Source organism: Pseudomonas sp. SCPG-7 (genome assembly GCF_002156405.1).
GTDB lineage: Bacteria > Pseudomonadota > Gammaproteobacteria > Pseudomonadales > Pseudomonadaceae > Aquipseudomonas > Aquipseudomonas parakoreensis.
Window position 1 is genome coordinate 62838 of sequence record NZ_MVOO01000009.1, and the last position, 17188, is coordinate 80025.

General features: G+C 58.3%; 15 protein-coding genes and 1 tRNA gene. 15 read left to right on the plus strand and 1 reads right to left on the minus strand.

Annotated features, from left to right (window positions below; all coding sequences use genetic code 11):
• Nucleotides 1–5 precede the first annotated feature (5 nt).
• The 8 genes from grpE (at nt 6) to B1722_RS17660 (ending at nt 10476) form a co-directional block, all read left to right on the plus strand.
• A complete protein-coding gene (grpE, locus tag B1722_RS17625; protein ID WP_007961425.1) occupies nt 6–572 on the plus strand; it encodes a nucleotide exchange factor GrpE in 567 nt (188 codons plus the stop codon).
• Between the two features lie 102 nt (nt 573–674).
• On the plus strand, nt 675–2591 hold the full coding sequence (gene dnaK, locus B1722_RS17630) for a molecular chaperone DnaK (RefSeq protein WP_041066777.1): 1917 nt from the start codon (nt 675–677) through the stop codon (nt 2589–2591).
• 296 nt (nt 2592–2887) lie between these two features.
• Nucleotides 2888–4012 (plus strand): molecular chaperone DnaJ, encoded by a 1125-nt coding sequence (gene dnaJ / locus B1722_RS17635; RefSeq protein WP_003221522.1) that lies wholly within the window; start codon nt 2888–2890, stop codon nt 4010–4012.
• Between the two features lie 9 nt (nt 4013–4021).
• A complete protein-coding gene (gene dapB / locus B1722_RS17640) occupies nt 4022–4828 on the plus strand; it encodes a 4-hydroxy-tetrahydrodipicolinate reductase (RefSeq protein ID WP_003221523.1) in 807 nt (268 codons plus the stop codon).
• Between the two features lie 257 nt (nt 4829–5085).
• Nucleotides 5086–6222, plus strand: coding sequence for a glutamine-hydrolyzing carbamoyl-phosphate synthase small subunit (gene carA, locus B1722_RS17645; protein WP_027610776.1), 1137 nt, complete (start codon nt 5086–5088; stop codon nt 6220–6222).
• Between the two features lie 126 nt (nt 6223–6348).
• Nucleotides 6349–9570: a carbamoyl-phosphate synthase large subunit gene (carB, locus tag B1722_RS17650; RefSeq protein ID WP_086793704.1), complete on the plus strand. Its 3222-nt coding sequence runs from the start codon at nt 6349–6351 to the stop codon at nt 9568–9570.
• A complete protein-coding gene (greA, locus tag B1722_RS17655) occupies nt 9567–10043 on the plus strand; it encodes a transcription elongation factor GreA (RefSeq protein WP_041066788.1) in 477 nt (158 codons plus the stop codon). The genes carB and greA overlap by 4 nt, the downstream gene beginning before the upstream one ends.
• 28 nt (nt 10044–10071) lie before the next feature.
• On the plus strand, nt 10072–10476 hold the full coding sequence (locus B1722_RS17660) for a hypothetical protein (RefSeq protein WP_041066791.1): 405 nt from the start codon (nt 10072–10074) through the stop codon (nt 10474–10476).
• 9 nt (nt 10477–10485) lie between these two features.
• On the opposite strand, the gene B1722_RS17665 is transcribed toward B1722_RS17660, so the two are convergent.
• A complete protein-coding gene (locus B1722_RS17665; protein ID WP_003221534.1) occupies nt 10486–10794 on the minus strand; it encodes a YhbY family RNA-binding protein in 309 nt (102 codons plus the stop codon).
• A gap of 101 nt (nt 10795–10895) precedes the next feature.
• On the opposite strand from B1722_RS17665, the gene rlmE reads away from it, so the two are divergent.
• The 7 genes from rlmE (at nt 10896) to B1722_RS17700 (ending at nt 17169) form a co-directional block, all read left to right on the plus strand.
• Nucleotides 10896–11525: a 23S rRNA (uridine(2552)-2'-O)-methyltransferase RlmE gene (gene rlmE / locus B1722_RS17670; RefSeq protein WP_086793706.1), complete on the plus strand. Its 630-nt coding sequence runs from the start codon at nt 10896–10898 to the stop codon at nt 11523–11525.
• A 202-nt stretch (nt 11526–11727) separates the two neighbouring features.
• On the plus strand, nt 11728–13635 hold the full coding sequence (gene ftsH / locus B1722_RS17675; RefSeq protein ID WP_027610779.1) for an ATP-dependent zinc metalloprotease FtsH: 1908 nt from the start codon (nt 11728–11730) through the stop codon (nt 13633–13635).
• Between the two features lie 8 nt (nt 13636–13643).
• The gene (gene folP, locus B1722_RS17680) at nt 13644–14495 is read left to right on the plus strand and encodes a dihydropteroate synthase (protein ID WP_041066794.1); all 852 of its coding nucleotides are present in this window, start codon (nt 13644–13646) and stop codon (nt 14493–14495) included.
• A 16-nt stretch (nt 14496–14511) separates the two neighbouring features.
• On the plus strand, nt 14512–15849 hold the full coding sequence (gene glmM, locus B1722_RS17685; protein WP_041066797.1) for a phosphoglucosamine mutase: 1338 nt from the start codon (nt 14512–14514) through the stop codon (nt 15847–15849).
• A 65-nt stretch (nt 15850–15914) separates the two neighbouring features.
• Nucleotides 15915–16670, plus strand: a complete 756-nt coding sequence (gene tpiA, locus B1722_RS17690) for a triose-phosphate isomerase (RefSeq protein ID WP_008088336.1) — start codon at nt 15915–15917, stop codon at nt 16668–16670.
• Between the two features lie 4 nt (nt 16671–16674).
• Complete coding sequence (gene secG / locus B1722_RS17695) at nt 16675–17061, plus strand: preprotein translocase subunit SecG (protein ID WP_027610782.1); 387 nt, start codon at nt 16675–16677, stop codon at nt 17059–17061.
• 22 nt (nt 17062–17083) lie between these two features.
• A tRNA-Leu gene (locus tag B1722_RS17700) sits at nt 17084–17169 on the plus strand.
• The last annotated feature ends 19 nt before the right edge of the window (nt 17170–17188 follow it).

The following is a 17188-nucleotide window of genomic DNA, read 5'->3' on the forward strand; positions in this document are numbered from 1 at the left end:
ATTCTATGGCTGACGAACAGACAGTAGATACGCAAAATCCAGAAGCCAATCAGGCGCCCGAAACTTCGGGTGACGACCTGGCGACCCGTGTACAAGTGCTCGAAGAGCAGTTGGCCGCCGCGCAGGATCAGTCGCTGCGCGTAGCTGCCGATCTGCAGAACGTCCGCCGCCGTGCCGAGCAGGATGTCGAGAAGGCGCACAAGTTTGCGCTGGAAAAATTCGCCGGTGACTTGCTGCCGATCGTTGACAGCCTGGAGCGCGGTCTCGAGTTGTCGAGCCCGGACGACGAAAGCATCCGTCCGATGCGCGAAGGCATCGAGCTGACCCTGAAAATGTTCCACGACACCCTCAAGCGTTATCAGCTTGAAGCGATCGATCCGCATGGCGAACCGTTCAACGCCGTTCATCATCAGGCGATGGCCATGCAGGAAAGCGCCGACGTCGAACCGAACAGCGTTCTGAAGGTGTTCCAGAAGGGCTACCAGCTCAACGGTCGCCTGTTGCGTCCGGCCATGGTTGTGGTCAGCAAGGCGCCGGCGCCAATTTCGCCTTCGATTGACGAGAAGGCTTGAAATTAGCCGCAAGGCCCCCATTTAGAAGTCAAGCGTTTAAGTATTACCGCAGTTAGCCACCACTGCTGCGGCAACAAAATCCAAAGTTTCGGGAGAGTGAACATGGGCAAAATTATCGGTATCGACCTGGGGACTACCAACTCCTGCGTCTCCGTGCTGGAAAACGGCGTAGCCAAAGTTATTGAAAACGCCGAAGGCGCGCGCACCACGCCGTCGATCATCGCTTACGCCAACGATGGTGAAATCCTCGTTGGTCAGTCGGCCAAGCGTCAGGCAGTGACCAACCCGCACAACACCCTGTATGCGGTGAAGCGTCTGATCGGTCGCAAGTTCGACGAAGAAGTCGTACAGAAAGACATCAAGATGGTCCCGTACAAAATCGCCAAGGCTGACAACGGCGACGCCTGGGTTGAAGTGAACGGCCAGAAAATGGCGCCGCCACAAATCTCGGCTGAAATCCTGAAGAAGATGAAGAAAACCGCCGAAGACTACCTCGGCGAGCCTGTGACTGAAGCGGTGATCACCGTTCCGGCCTACTTCAACGACAGCCAGCGTCAGGCGACCAAAGACGCCGGTCGCATCGCCGGTCTGGACGTTAAACGTATCATCAACGAACCAACCGCAGCGGCTCTGGCTTACGGTATGGACAAGGCCAAGGGCGATCACACCGTGATCGTTTACGACCTGGGTGGCGGTACTTTCGACGTGTCGGTGATCGAGATCGCTGAAGTTGACGGCGAGCACCAGTTCGAAGTGTTGGCCACCAACGGTGACACCTTCCTCGGCGGTGAAGACTTCGACATTCGTCTGATCGACTACCTCGTTGACGAATTCAAGAAAGAAAGCGGCATGAACCTCAAAGGTGACCCGCTGGCCATGCAGCGCCTGAAAGAAGCCGCTGAGAAAGCCAAGATCGAGCTGTCGTCCGCGCAGTCGACCGACGTCAACCTGCCGTACATCACTGCAGACGCCACCGGTCCTAAGCACCTGAACGTGAAGATTTCGCGTGCCAAGCTCGAAGCACTGGTTGAAGACCTGGTTCAGCGCACCATCGAACCTTGCCGTATCGCAATGAAAGACGCCGGTATCGACGTTGGCGCGATCAACGACGTGATTCTGGTCGGCGGTCAGACCCGTATGCCGCTCGTACAGAAGCTGGTGACTGATTTCTTCGGTAAAGAAGCACGTAAAGACGTGAACCCGGACGAAGCGGTTGCCATGGGTGCTGCGATTCAGGGCGCCGTTCTGGCCGGTGACGTGAAAGACGTTCTGCTGCTCGACGTCAGTCCGCTGACCCTGGGTATCGAAACCATGGGTGGCGTGATGACCGCGCTGATCGAGAAAAACACCACGATTCCTACCAAGAAATCGCAAGTGTTCTCGACTGCCGACGACAACCAGGGCGCCGTGACCATTCACGTCCTGCAAGGTGAGCGTAAGCAAGCTGCGCAGAACAAATCGCTGGGCAAATTCGACCTGGCCGACATTCCACCAGCTCCACGTGGCGTGCCGCAGATCGAAGTGACCTTCGACATCGACGCAAACGGCATCCTGCACGTTGGCGCGAAAGACAAGGCGACCGGCAAAGAGCAGAAGATCACCATCAAGGCCAACTCCGGTCTGTCGGATGAAGAAATTCAGAAGATGGTTCGCGACGCCGAGCTGAACGCTGAGGAAGACCGCAAGTTCGAAGAGCTGGCCGCTGCCCGTAACCAGGGTGATGCACTGGTTCACTCGACTCGTAAAATGGTCACCGAAGCGGGCGACAAGGTCAGCGCCGAAGAGAAGACCGCGATCGAAGCTGCCGTGGTTGCACTGGAAGCCGCTGTGAAAGGCGACGACAAGGCTGCCATCGAAGCGAAGATCGAAGAGCTGTCGAAAGTCTCGGCTCCGGTTGCTCAGAAGATGTACGCCGAACAGGCTCAGCCTGCTGAAGGCGCGGCGCCGCACGACGAGAAAGCTGAAAAGGCTGACGATGTTGTCGATGCCGAGTTCGAAGAAGTCAAAGACCACAAGTAAGTTGTTGGTCGGCCGGTTGACTGCCTTGCGGCGGTGACTGGTAGGATGTCGCCGCGCGGGAGCTTGCTCCCGCGTTGGCGTATCTGGAATACGTGAATTTTTACAGCATGCGACAAGCCTTGCGTGCTGTTGGTATGGCCGGGAATGCTCCTGCTTTTCGTGCCGCAAGTACCACAAGAAACAAAGACCAGGATCGTTGAATTGACGTGAGTTGGGTCCGGGCCTGTATTGGGGCTCAACGAGTTTGGCCATCCTCAGGAGGGGTTTGCCGAACGTCCTCAAGAGTGCAAAGACTTATGGCAAAGCGTGACTATTACGAAGTATTGGGTGTAGAGCGTGGTTCAAGCGATGCAGACCTGAAAAAGGCCTATCGTCGCCTGGCGATGAAGCACCACCCGGACCGTAATCCCGATGACAAAGCGTCGGAAGAACTGTTCAAAGAGGCCAACGAGGCCTACGAAGTATTGTCCGATTCGAGCAAGCGCGCGGCCTACGACCAGTACGGTCATGCTGGCGTCGACCCAAGCATGGGTGGCGGTGGTGCCGGTTTCGGCGGGCAGAATTTCTCTGACATCTTTGGTGATGTCTTCAGTGACTTCTTCGGTGGCGGTCGCGGCGGTTCCCGTGGCGGCGCCCAGCGCGGTAGCGATTTGCGCTACACCCTGGAGCTGAATCTGGAAGAAGCGGTACGCGGGACCACCGTGAATATCCGCGTTCCGACACTGGTCAACTGCAAGCCGTGCGACGGTTCCGGCGCCAAGAAAGGCTCGTCGCCATCGACCTGCCCGACCTGCGGCGGCATCGGTCAGGTGCGCATGCAGCAGGGCTTCTTCTCGGTGCAGCAGACCTGCCCGCGCTGCCATGGCCAGGGCAAGATCATTTCCGATCCGTGCGATTCCTGCCACGGCGACGGTCGCGTCGAAGAGTACAAAACACTATCGGTCAAAGTGCCGGCTGGCGTTGATACCGGCGACCGCATCCGTCTGTCCGGCGAAGGCGAGGCGGGCACCCAGGGCGGCCCGACTGGCGACCTGTACGTGGTGATCAACGTGCGCGAGCACGACATCTTCCAGCGCGATGGCAAGCACCTGTTCTGCGAAGTGCCGATCAGCTTTGTTGATGCGGCGCTCGGCGGCGAACTGGAAATCCCGACCCTCGACGGTCGCGTCAAGCTGAAAATCCCCGAAGGCACCCAGACCGGCAAGCAGTTCCGTGTACGCGGCAAAGGCGTGGCGCCGGTGCGTGGCGGTGGTGCGGGCGATCTGATGTGCCGCGTAGCGGTCGAGACCCCGGTCAATCTGAATCGTCGTCAGCGCGAATTGCTCGAGGAATTCCGCAGCTCGCTGGCGGACGATAACAGCCACTCGCCGAAAACCACTGGTTGGTTCGATGGTGTGAAGCGATTCTTCGGCGATCTGTAAGGAGTCGGCATGCGACGTATAGCTGTGATGGGCGCCGCCGGGCGCATGGGCAAGATTCTGGTCGAAGCCGTGCAACAGCGCGCGCCATTGACCGGCCTGACCGCGGCGATCGTTCGTCCCGGCAGTACGCTGATCGGGGTGGACGCCGGTGAGCTGGCTTCGCTGGGTCGTATCGGTGTGCCGTTGTCCGGCAACCTCGAATCGGTGGCCGAAGAGTTCGACGTGCTGATCGACTTCACCCTGCCGGAAGTCATGCTGAAAAACCTCGCGTTCTGCCGCAAGGCCGGCAAGGCCATGGTCATCGGCACCACCGGGCTCGACGCTGCGCAGAAGCAACTGCTGGCCGAGGCGGGCAAGGATATTCCGATCGTGTTTGCGGCCAACTTCAGCGTCGGAGTCAACCTGTCGCTGAAGCTGCTCGAAATGACCGCCCGGGTGCTGGGCGACGATGCCGACATCGAGATCATCGAAGCGCATCACCGGCACAAGATTGACGCGCCTTCGGGCACGGCGCTGCGCATGGGTGAAGTGATCGCCGATGCGCTGGATCGTGATCTGCAGAAAGTCGCGGTCTATGGTCGTGAAGGTCACACCGGTGCGCGCGAGCGGGAAACCATTGGTTTCGCCACCGTTCGCGGTGGTGATGTGGTCGGCGATCACACCGTGCTGTTTGCCTGCGAAGGCGAGCGCCTGGAGATTACGCACAAGGCTTCCAGTCGCATGACCTTCGCCAAGGGCGCGGTGCGTGCGGCGTTGTGGCTCGATGGCCGCGAGCCGGGTCTGTATGACATGCAGGACGTGCTCGACCTGCATTGATAGACGGATTTACCCAGCGCAAACGCCCGGTTTGCGCTGGTTTTTCTACATCGCGCGACGGCCTGTCGCATTCTCCGGCCTTTTAGGCTCTTTAGCGGTGGACCAAAAAAGCCTTTTTCTGTAAGCTACAGCTTTAGTGTGTCCACTAAAAGCGCGCAGAATAATTCAGTGAAGAAGCGGGGTGACGTGTCCATACGTCACTCCGCTTTTTTACAACCTGCGATTGCCCTTTCATGCGTTATTTACGGGAGGTCTTCTTGACTAAGCCAGCCATACTCGCCCTTGCTGATGGCAGCATTTTTCGCGGCGAAGCCATTGGAGCCGACGGTCAAACCGTTGGTGAGGTGGTGTTCAACACCGCAATGACCGGCTATCAGGAAATCCTTACCGATCCTTCCTACGCCCAACAGATCGTTACCCTGACTTACCCGCACATCGGCAACACTGGCACCACGCCGGAAGATGCCGAGTCCGACCGCGTATGGTCCGCTGGTCTGGTCATCCGTGACCTGCCACTGGTAGCGAGCAACTGGCGTAACACGATGTCCCTGTCCGACTACCTGAAAGCCAACAACGTTGTGGCAATCGCCGGTATCGACACCCGCCGCCTAACCCGCATCCTGCGTGAAAAAGGCGCACAGAACGGCTGCATCATGGCCGGCGACAACATCTCCGAAGAAGCGGCAATTGCCGCCGCGCAGGGTTTCCCGGGCCTGAAGGGCATGGATCTGGCGAAAGTCGTCAGCACCAAGGAAAAGTACGAATGGCGCTCCACTGTCTGGGATCTGAAGACCGACAGCCACGCGACCATCGAGGCGTCCGAGCTGCCATACCACGTGGTTGCCTACGACTACGGCGTCAAACTGAACATCCTGCGCATGCTGGTCGAGCGCGGCTGCCGCGTGACCGTGGTGCCGGCGCAAACCCCGGCAGCCGACGTGCTGGCGCTCAAGCCGGACGGTGTGTTCCTGTCCAACGGCCCTGGTGATCCGGAGCCTTGCGACTACGCGATCAAGGCGATCAAGGAAGTGCTGGAAACCGAGATTCCGGTCTTCGGTATCTGCCTTGGTCACCAGCTGCTGGCTCTGGCCTCCGGCGCCAAGACCCTGAAAATGGGCCATGGCCACCACGGTGCCAACCACCCGGTACAGGATCTGGACACTGGCGTCGTGATGATCACCAGCCAGAACCACGGTTTCGCGGTTGACGAAGCGACCCTGCCGGCCAACGTGCGTGCGATCCACAAATCGCTGTTCGATGGCACCCTGCAAGGCATCGAGCGCACCGACAAGAGCGCGTTCAGCTTCCAGGGCCACCCTGAAGCGAGCCCGGGCCCGAACGATGTGGCGCCCCTGTTCGACCGCTTCATCAACGAGATGGCCAAGCGACGCTAAGCGTTCGCCTTGAGACTGTAGCGAGAAGCCCTCGAGGGCGGCCCCGACACCGGTGGCGCCCCTCAGGGCTTCAGAAATCGATCAAGACGGCTTGCCGACTGACCTGCGGATTTGAGTGACAAACCCATGCCAAAACGTACAGACATTAAAAGCATCCTGATTCTCGGCGCTGGCCCGATCGTTATCGGCCAGGCCTGCGAATTCGACTACTCCGGCGCCCAGGCCTGCAAAGCCCTGCGCGAAGAGGGTTACCGCGTCATCCTGGTGAACTCCAACCCGGCCACCATCATGACCGACCCGGACATGGCCGACGCCACGTACATCGAGCCGATCAAGTGGCAGACCGTGGCCAAGATCATCGAAAAAGAGCGCCCGGACGCGGTGCTGCCAACCATGGGCGGCCAGACTGCACTGAACTGCGCCCTGGATCTGGAGCGCGAAGGCGTTCTGGAAAAGTTCGGCGTGGAAATGATCGGTGCCAACGCCGACACCATCGACAAGGCTGAAGACCGTTCGCGTTTCGACAAGGCCATGAAATCCATCGGTCTGGAATGCCCGCGTTCCGGTATCGCCCACAGCATGGAAGAAGCCAACGCCGTCCTCGAGCGTCTGGGCTTCCCGTGCATCATCCGTCCGTCCTTCACCATGGGTGGCACCGGTGGCGGTATCGCCTACAACCGTGAAGAGTTCGAAGAAATCTGCGCCCGCGGTCTGGACCTGTCGCCGACCAAAGAGCTGCTGATCGACGAATCGCTGATCGGCTGGAAAGAATATGAAATGGAAGTTGTCCGCGACAAAAAGGACAACTGCATCATCGTCTGCTCGATCGAGAACTTCGACCCGATGGGCGTGCACACCGGTGACTCCATCACCGTTGCTCCGGCACAGACCCTGACCGACAAGGAATATCAGATCCTGCGTAACGCCTCGCTGGCGGTACTGCGCGAGATCGGCGTCGAGACCGGCGGCTCCAACGTGCAATTCGGTATCTGCCCGGACACTGGCCGCATGGTCGTGATCGAGATGAACCCGCGCGTATCGCGTTCCTCGGCATTGGCTTCGAAAGCCACCGGTTTCCCGATTGCCAAAGTCGCGGCCAAACTGGCTGTGGGCTACACCCTCGACGAACTGTCGAACGACATCACTGGCGGCAAGACCCCGGCGTCCTTCGAGCCGTCGATCGACTACGTCGTGACCAAGCTGCCACGTTTCGCCTTCGAGAAATTCGCCAAGGCTGACGCACGCCTGACCACGCAAATGAAGTCGGTGGGTGAAGTCATGGCCATCGGCCGTACTTTCCAGGAGTCCCTGCAGAAAGCCCTGCGCGGTCTGGAAGTCGGTGTTTGCGGTCTGGACGAGAAGCTCGACCTGAGCAATCCGGAAAGCATGAGCATCCTCAAGCGCGAGCTGACCGTGCCGGGCGCCGAGCGTATCTGGTACGTGGCGGACGCGTTCCGTGCTGGTCTGACCGTCGAAGACATTTTCGGCATGAACATGATCGACCCGTGGTTCCTGGTGCAGATCGAAGATCTGATCAAGGAAGAAGAGAAGGTCAAGACTCTCGGTCTGTCCGCTATCGACCGCGACCTGATGTTCAAGCTCAAGCGCAAAGGCTTCTCTGATCAGCGTCTGGCCAAGCTGCTGGGTGTGACCGAGAAGAATCTGCGTACTCACCGTCAAAAACTGGAAGTGTTCCCGGTCTACAAGCGCGTTGACACCTGTGCTGCCGAGTTCGCCACCGACACCGCGTACCTCTACTCGACGTACGAGGAAGAGTGCGAAGCGGCGCCGTCCGGTCGCGACAAGATCATGATTCTGGGTGGCGGTCCGAACCGTATCGGCCAGGGCATCGAGTTCGACTACTGCTGCGTACACGCCGCTCTTGCACTGCGCGAAGACGGCTATGAAACCATCATGGTCAACTGCAACCCGGAAACCGTTTCCACCGACTACGACACGTCCGACCGTCTGTACTTCGAGCCAGTAACCCTGGAAGACGTGCTGGAAATCTGCCGCGTCGAGAAGCCCAAAGGCGTGATCGTCCAGTACGGCGGCCAGACGCCGCTGAAACTGGCGCGTGCCCTGGAAGCTGCTGGCGTGCCGATCATCGGTACCAGCCCTGATGCCATCGACCGTGCCGAAGACCGTGAGCGCTTCCAGCAAATGGTGGAGCGTCTTAACCTGCGTCAGCCGCCAAACGCCACCGTACGCAGCGAAGACGAAGCCGTTCGCGCTGCCGCGAAAATCGGTTATCCGCTGGTGGTGCGTCCGTCCTACGTACTGGGCGGCCGCGCGATGGAAATCGTTTACAAGGAAGACGAACTCAAGCGCTACCTGCGTGATGCGGTGCAAGTCTCCAACGACAGCCCGGTGCTGCTCGACCACTTCCTCAACTGCGCCATCGAGATGGACGTGGATGCGGTCTGCGACGGCAAAGACGTGGTGATCGGCGCGATCATGCAGCACATCGAACAGGCGGGCGTTCACTCCGGTGACTCCGCGTGCTCGCTGCCGCCGTACTCGCTGCCGGCACACATCCAGGACGAGATGCGCGAACAGGTCAAGAAAATGGCCCTGGAACTGGGCGTTGTCGGCCTGATGAACGTGCAACTGGCGCTGCAGGGCGAAGACATCTACGTCATCGAAGTCAACCCGCGCGCTTCGCGGACCGTACCGTTCGTGTCCAAGTGCATCGGTGTCTCCCTGGCAATGATCGCGGCTCGCGTCATGGCCGGTAAGACTCTGAAAGAAATCGGCTTCACCAAGGAAATCATCCCGAACTTCTACAGCGTGAAAGAGGCGGTGTTCCCGTTCGCCAAATTTCCTGGTGTTGACCCGATCCTCGGCCCAGAGATGAAGTCCACCGGTGAAGTGATGGGCGTCGGCGACACCTTCGGTGAAGCATTCGCCAAGGCCCAGATGGGCGCCAGCGAAGTGCTGCCGACCGGCGGTACCGCGTTCATCAGCGTGCGTGACGATGACAAGCCGCTGGTTGCAGGCGTGGCCCGTGATCTGATCAACTTGGGCTTCGAAGTGGTCGCCACTGCCGGTACTGCCAAGCTGATCGAAGCCGCAGGCCTGAAAGTGCGCCGCGTGAACAAGGTGACCGAGGGTCGTCCGCACGTGGTCGACATGATCAAGAATGACGAAGTCACCCTGATCATCAACACCACCGAAGGTCGTCAGTCGATCGCTGATTCCTACTCCATTCGTCGCAATGCTCTGCAGCACAAGATCTACTGCACCACCACCATTGCTGCGGGCGAGGCTATCTGTGAAGCGCTGAAGTTCGGTCCCGAGAAGACCGTACGCCGCTTGCAGGATCTACACGCAGGATTGAAGGCATGATCAAGTACCCAATGACCGTCCAGGGTGCAAAAGCCCTGGAAGAAGAACACGCTCACCTGACCAAGGTCGTTCGTCCGAAGCTCAGCCAGGACATCGGTACGGCTCGCGAGCTGGGTGACCTGAAGGAAAACGCCGAATACCATGCCGCCCGCGAACAGCAGGGCATGGTCGAGGCGCGGATCCGCGATATCGAAGGCCGGATCCAGAATCAGGTCATCATTGATGTCACGACCATTCCGCACACCGGCAAAGTGATCTTCGGTACCACCGTCGAAATCGCCAACGTCGAGACGGATGAAAGCGTCGCTTACCACATCGTGGGTGAGGATGAGGCTGACTTCAAACTCGGCAAGATTTCGGTCGGCTCGCCCTTGGCCCGTGCCTTGATCGGCAAGGAAGAGGGTGACGTGGTTGCCGTGAAAACGCCGAGTGGTGTTATCGAGTACGAGATTGTCGAAGTCCGTCACATCTGAAGGCAGGCGCCCGCTACGTGCGGGCGCCATGCTTTGGCAGCTGACCCAGATGTTGTGGGTCGGCGGCTTCTGGTTGATTCACCTCGGTTTGCGACCGGTGCTGGGCAAGATTGGTCTGGCACCGTTGCTGATCGATGAAGTTGCCGATGCATTCGAAGTACCGGTGGCGGGTTTTGCCGCGGCATGCGTGATTTTTCAGGCTTTGGTGCTGGTACAGGCCGAGGGCCTTGCCAGTCTGTGGCGGGACTTTCGCGGGCAGGTGCTGCTGATGGCACTGTATGCGTGTGCGATGTTTGTCGCCGTGCATGTCGGCTGGCCGCAAGCGCAGCGCTGGCAGGCATTCAGTTTTCTGCTGTTGGGCTTCTCCGGGCTGGTGCTGGTGTTGCAGCCGCTGCCGGGATGGAGTGGCAGGGTGCGCGAAGCACACCCTTGACCCTTGTCATCACTTGAAGCGATGAACGTTCGACAGCTGCTTGTTGACGCTGAAGTTCTTGCGATAAACCAGCGCCATCTTGCCGATGACCTGTACCAGATCAGCCTTGCCGACCTTGCACAGCTCTGCAATGTGCGCCAGGCGCGACTCGCGGTCGAGGATGTTGAGCTTGATCTTGATCAACTCGTGATCCGCCAAGGCGCGTTCAAGTTCGGCTAATACACCCTCAGTCAGACCGTTGTCCGCCACCGTCAAAACCGGTTTCAGGTGGTGACCAATGGATTTGTACTGTTTCTTCTGCTCTGGAGTGAGCGGCATAATCTGACCCTTTCGTCTGGATTCTGTAAAATGGCGGCCATTTTACCCGAGGGTTCGTGGATCCGCCCAATTAATCACGACCCTTATTATCGAGGTGCCCAATGGCGCGTTCCAAGACAAGCCTTGGTTGGCTGAAACGACATGTCAACGATCCTTATGTGAAGCAGGCGCAGAAGGATGGCTACCGCTCGCGTGCGAGTTACAAGCTTCTGGAGATCCAGGAGAAATACAAGCTGATCCGCTCCGGCATGAGCGTTGTCGACCTGGGCGCGGCGCCTGGCGGCTGGTCACAGGTCACCAGCCGGCTGATTGGTGGTCAGGGGCGACTGATCGCTTCGGACATCCTGGAAATGGACAGCATTCCGGACGTGACCTTCATTCAAGGTGACTTCACCGAGGACGAAGTGCTCGCGCGAATCCTTGAAGCCGTGGGTAATTCACAGGTGGACCTTGTGATTTCCGATATGGCCCCCAATATGAGTGGTACGCCTGAAGTGGACATGCCCAAAGCCATGTTCCTTTGCGAGCTGGCGCTTGATCTGGCAGAGCGGATACTCAAGCCGGGTGGTAATTTCGTGATCAAGATTTTTCAGGGCGAAGGTTTTGATGTCTACCTGAAGGATGCTCGGAAAAAGTTCGACAAGATCCAGATGATCAAGCCGGACTCTTCCCGTGGCAGCTCCCGCGAGCAATACATGCTGGCTTGGGGCTACCGCGGAGATAATGAGTAAAACGAGGTTTTTTGGCAGGGTGATAGGTTTTTCGTATTTTGCCCCGCGTGCATAAGCGAATATTGTGTAGAAAGTGTTTCACAAAGGGTTACAGACGGCGCCTGCAAGAGTTGTAGGTAATGTAGTAAGTTAGGCCGGTGAATATCATGCGAAGCGCGCGCCAGTAGCGGAGCTTGCTTCAGAGGGTAGTTAATTGAACGATATGGCAAAGAATCTGATCCTGTGGTTGATCATCGCGGCAGTCCTCGTGACGGTGATGAACAACTTCTCCAGCCCTAACGAGCCGCAGACCCTCAACTATTCCGACTTCATCCAGCAGGTCAAGGATGGCAAGGTCGAGCGCGTAGCCGTTGACGGCTATGTGATTACCGGCAAGCGCAACGATGGCGACAGCTTCAAGACCATTCGTCCGGCGATCCAGGACAATGGCCTGATCGGCGATCTGGTCGACAATCACGTTGTGGTTGAAGGCAAGCAGCCTGAGCAGCAAAGCATCTGGACCCAACTTCTGGTGGCCAGCTTCCCGATCCTGGTGATCATCGCGGTGTTCATGTTCTTCATGCGCCAGATGCAGGGTGGTGCCGGCGGCAAGGGTGGACCGATGAGCTTTGGCAAGAGCAAGGCACGCCTGCTCTCCGAAGATCAGGTGAAGACCACGCTGGCTGACGTTGCTGGTTGCGACGAAGCCAAGGAAGAAGTTGGTGAGCTGGTTGAGTTCCTGCGTGATCCGGGCAAATTCCAGCGCCTCGGCGGTCGTATTCCTCGCGGCGTATTGATGGTCGGCCCTCCGGGTACCGGTAAAACCTTGCTGGCCAAGGCGATTGCCGGCGAAGCGAAAGTGCCGTTCTTCACCATCTCCGGTTCCGACTTCGTTGAAATGTTTGTGGGTGTTGGTGCAAGCCGCGTTCGCGACATGTTCGAACAGGCCAAGAAGCACGCGCCTTGCATCATCTTCATCGACGAGATCGACGCCGTCGGTCGCCACCGTGGCGCCGGCATGGGCGGCGGTCACGACGAGCGTGAGCAGACTCTCAACCAGTTGCTGGTAGAGATGGACGGCTTCGAAATGAATGACGGCATCATCGTGATTGCAGCGACCAACCGTCCCGACGTGCTCGACCCTGCGCTGCTGCGTCCGGGCCGTTTCGACCGTCAGGTCGTTGTAGGTTTGCCGGACATCCGTGGTCGCGAGCAGATCCTCAAGGTTCACATGCGTAAAGTGCCAATGGGTGATGATGTGGCTCCGGCCGTTATCGCGCGCGGTACCCCGGGCTTCTCCGGCGCGGATCTGGCCAACCTTGTCAACGAAGCGTCGCTGTTCGCTGCACGCAGCGGCAAGCGCATCGTCGAAATGAAAGAGTTCGAACTGGCCAAAGACAAGATCATGATGGGCGCCGAGCGCAAATCCATGGTCATGTCCGAGAAAGAGAAACAGAACACCGCTTATCACGAAGCGGGTCATGCGATCGTTGGGCGCGTTGTGCCTGAGCATGATCCTGTCTACAAGGTTTCGATCATTCCACGTGGTCGTGCGCTGGGTGTGACCATGTTCCTGCCGGAAGAGGATCGCTACAGCCTGTCCAAGCGTGCGCTGATCAGCCAGATCTGCTCGCTGTACGGTGGGCGTATCGCCGAAGAAATGACTCTTGGTTTCGACGGTGTGACCACCGGCGCGTCCAATGACATCATGCGTGCCAGTCAGATTGCGCGGAACATGGTGACCAAGTGGGGGCTGTCGGAAAAACTCGGTCCGCTGATGTACGCCGAAGAAGAGGGAGAGGTGTTCCTCGGTCGCGGTGGTGGCGGTCAGAATGCCAGCTTCTCCGGTGAGACAGCCAAACTTATCGACTCTGAAGTGCGCAGCATCATTGATCAGTGCTACGGCACGGCCAAGCAGATCCTCACGGACAACCGTGACAAACTGGATGCCATGGCTGATGCGCTGATGAAGTATGAAACTATTGATGCCGAGCAGATCGACGACATCATGGCGGGTCGTACGCCACGTGAACCGCGTGACTGGACAGGTGGCACGGGTACGCCTCCGCCTCCGGTGATTCAGGATGAGCGTCCGGAAACACCGATCGGCGGTCCGGCTGCTGACGTTTAAGGTTTGAAATGACTTCTGTACAGTCCCTGACCCGGTTGCCTTGCGGCAACCGGGTTCTTGATTTGGCCCAGACGCATGTCATGGGCATTCTCAATGTCACTCCCGATTCCTTCTCCGATGGCGGCCGGTACAATCAACTCGACGTGGCCTTGCGTCACGCCGAGGCCATGGTGGCTGCTGGTGCGACGCTGATCGATGTTGGCGGCGAATCGACCCGGCCTGGTGCTCGAGCGGTTTCGCCGTTGGAAGAGTTGGAGCGCGTAGCTCCGATCGTGGAGTTGATCAATCGCGAGCTGGATGTGGTCATCTCGGTCGATACTTCGACGCCAGCGGTGATGCGTGAAACGGCGCGCCTGGGCGCCGGGTTGATCAATGATGTGCGTTCGCTGCGCCGTGATGGCGCGCTGGATGCAGCAGCGGCGACCGGATTGCCGGTCTGTCTGATGCATATGCTCGGCGAGCCGGGTGACATGCAAGACAATCCGCACTATCAGGACGTCACTCGGGAGGTGGGAGAGTTTCTGGCAGAGCGCATGGCTCAATGTGCGGCGGTGGGCATTCCTGCAGAGCGGATCATTCTTGATCCCGGTTTCGGTTTCGCGAAAACCCTGCAGCACAATCTAAGCTTGTTCAAGCATATGGAAGCCCTGCATGCGCTGGGGCGTCCGCTATTGGTTGGTGTCTCGCGCAAAAGCATGATTGGCCAGGCGCTGAATCGCCCCGTGGGCGAGCGTCTGCATGGCGGTCTGGCCCTCGCGGCACTGGCGTCGGTGAAAGGTGCGCGTATCCTGCGCGTCCATGATGTGGCGGAAACGGTAGACGTGGTGCGCATGCTAGCGGCCGTGGAATCAGCCGAATAAGAATGATGGAGCACTTATGAGCAAGAAATACTTTGGTACTGACGGTATTCGTGGCCGTGTCGGTGAATATCCGATCACTCCGGACTTCATGCTCAAGCTCGGCTGGGCGGCCGGTATGGCCTTTCGCAAGATGGGCGCGTGCAAGGTGCTGGTTGGCAAGGACACGCGAATCTCCGGCTACATGTTCGAATCGGCGCTTGAGGCAGGTCTGACATCGGCGGGCGCCGATGTGATGCTGCTCGGTCCGATGCCGACGCCCGCCATTGCCTATCTGTCGCGCACGTTTCAAGCCGAAGCCGGGATCGTGATCAGTGCTTCACATAACCCGCATGACGATAACGGCATCAAGTTCTTTTCGGGTAAAGGCACCAAACTGCCTGACGAGCTGGAGCTGATGATCGAAGAATTGCTCGATACCCCGATGACCGTGGTTGAGTCGAGCAAAATTGGCAAGGTGTCGCGTATCAACGACGCCTCGGGTCGCTACATCGAATTCTGTAAAAGCAGTGTGCCTACCGGTACCAGCTTTTCCGGTTTGAAAATTGTGATCGACTGCGCACACGGAGCGACCTACAAAGTTGCTCCTAGTGTCTTTCGTGAGTTGGGCGCTGAAGTGGTCGTGCTGTCGGCTCAGCCCAATGGTCTGAACATCAATGACAATTGCGGTTCGACCCATATGGGGCCGCTGCAGGCCGCTGTTCTCGCCGAGCACGCTGATCTGGGGATCGCCTTTGATGGTGACGGTGACCGGGTGTTGATGGTCGATCACACGGGCGCCATTGTCGATGGCGACGAGCTGCTGTTCATCATTGCGCGTGATCTGCACGAGCGTGGCAAGTTGCAGGGTGGCGTAGTCGGTACCCTGATGAGCAATCTGGGGCTTGAACTCGCACTGGCAGATCTTTCGATACCGTTCATTCGAGCCAATGTCGGTGACCGTTACGTGATCGCCGAGTTGCTGGAACGTAACTGGCTGGTTGGTGGTGAGAACTCGGGACATGTCGTTTGTTTCAATCACACCACTACAGGTGATGCAATCATTGCTGCGCTGCAGGTGCTGATGGCACTGAAAACCCGCAATGAAGGTCTTGCGCAAACGCGTCAGGCTTTGCGCAAGTGCCCTCAGGTACTGATCAATGTGCGCTTCGGTGGTGGCGAAAGTCCGCTTGAGCACCCGGCTGTCAAGGAAGCCAGTGCGCGTGTAACCGAGGCAATGGCGGGTCGTGGTCGCGTGCTTCTGCGCAAGTCCGGCACAGAGCCATTGGTGCGTGTGATGGTCGAAGGCGAGGATGAAACTCAGGTTCGCAGCTACGCCGAAGAGCTGGCAAAACTGGTAACTGAAGTTTCTGCCTGATTCGGCTTGCCAGCCATGATTGTGTTGGGTAACATCTGCGCCCACTTTGACCGACGAGGTACAGCATGCGTCGCCCTATGGTAGCTGGTAACTGGAAGATGCACGGTACCCGCGCCAGCGTCGCTGAGCTGATCAACGGCCTTCGTCATCTGGCCTTGCCAAGCGGTGTTGATGTCGCGGTATTCCCGCCTTGCTTGCATATCAATCAAGTGATTGATGGGTTGAAAGGTAAATCGATTTCGGTCGGTGCGCAGAATTCTGCGGTGGAATCCATGCAAGGTGCGTTGACTGGCGAGATTGCTCCTAGTCAGTTGGTGGATGCAGGTTGTTCCCTGGTGCTTGTCGGGCACTCCGAGCGCCGCCAGATAATGGGCGAGCGAGACGGGATGCTGAATCGCAAGTTCGCAGCGGCACAGGCATGTGGCTTGATTCCGGTGTTGTGTGTAGGGGAGACCCTCGAACAGCGCGAAGCCGGAAAAACTCTTGAGGTTGTCGGGCGTCAGTTGGGCAGCATCATCGAGGAGCTGGGTGTTGGTGCCTTTGCCAAGGCAGTCATTGCTTACGAGCCTGTCTGGGCCATTGGTACCGGGCTGACTGCAACGCCGCAACAGGCTCAGGATGTGCATAAGGCCATTCGAGAGCAATTGGCGGCAGAGAATTCTGAAGTCGCGCGAGGTGTGCGGCTTCTATACGGCGGCAGCGTGAAGGCGGCCAATGCGGTCGAACTGTTCGGCATGCCGGATATCGATGGGGGGCTCATTGGTGGAGCTTCCCTGAATGCAGATGAGTTCGGTGCGATTTGTCGCGCCGCGGGAAACTGAAAAAATGCTGGAAACAGTCGTAGTCGTTTTTCATCTGCTGGGTGCATTGGGCGTAGTTGCTCTGGTTTTGCTGCAGCAGGGTAAAGGTGCGGACGCTGGCGCGTCTTTCGGAGCAGGTGCTTCAAATACTGTGTTCGGAAGCCAAGGTTCCTCTACCTTTCTTAGTAAGTTTACTGCTATACTTGCCGCCGGTTTCTTCATAACCAGCTTGGGGTTAGGTTACTTTGCTAAAGAGAAGGCTCATCAGCTGACTCAAGCAGGTTTACCAGATCCAGCAGTGTTGGAAGTACCTAAGCAACAACAACCGGCTTCTGATGATGTCCCGGTGCTTCAAGAGCAAAAGTCGGCTACTCCAGCGACTGACGTACCTCCAGCTCAAGAGCAGAAGTAAGAAGAGTTTCAAACGTAGTTTTGCCGAGGTGGTGGAATTGGTAGACACGCAACCTTGAGGTGGTTGTGCCCATAGGGTGTAGGGGTTCGAGTCCCCTTCTCGGTACCAATTAGTCAGGAGAGCCCGC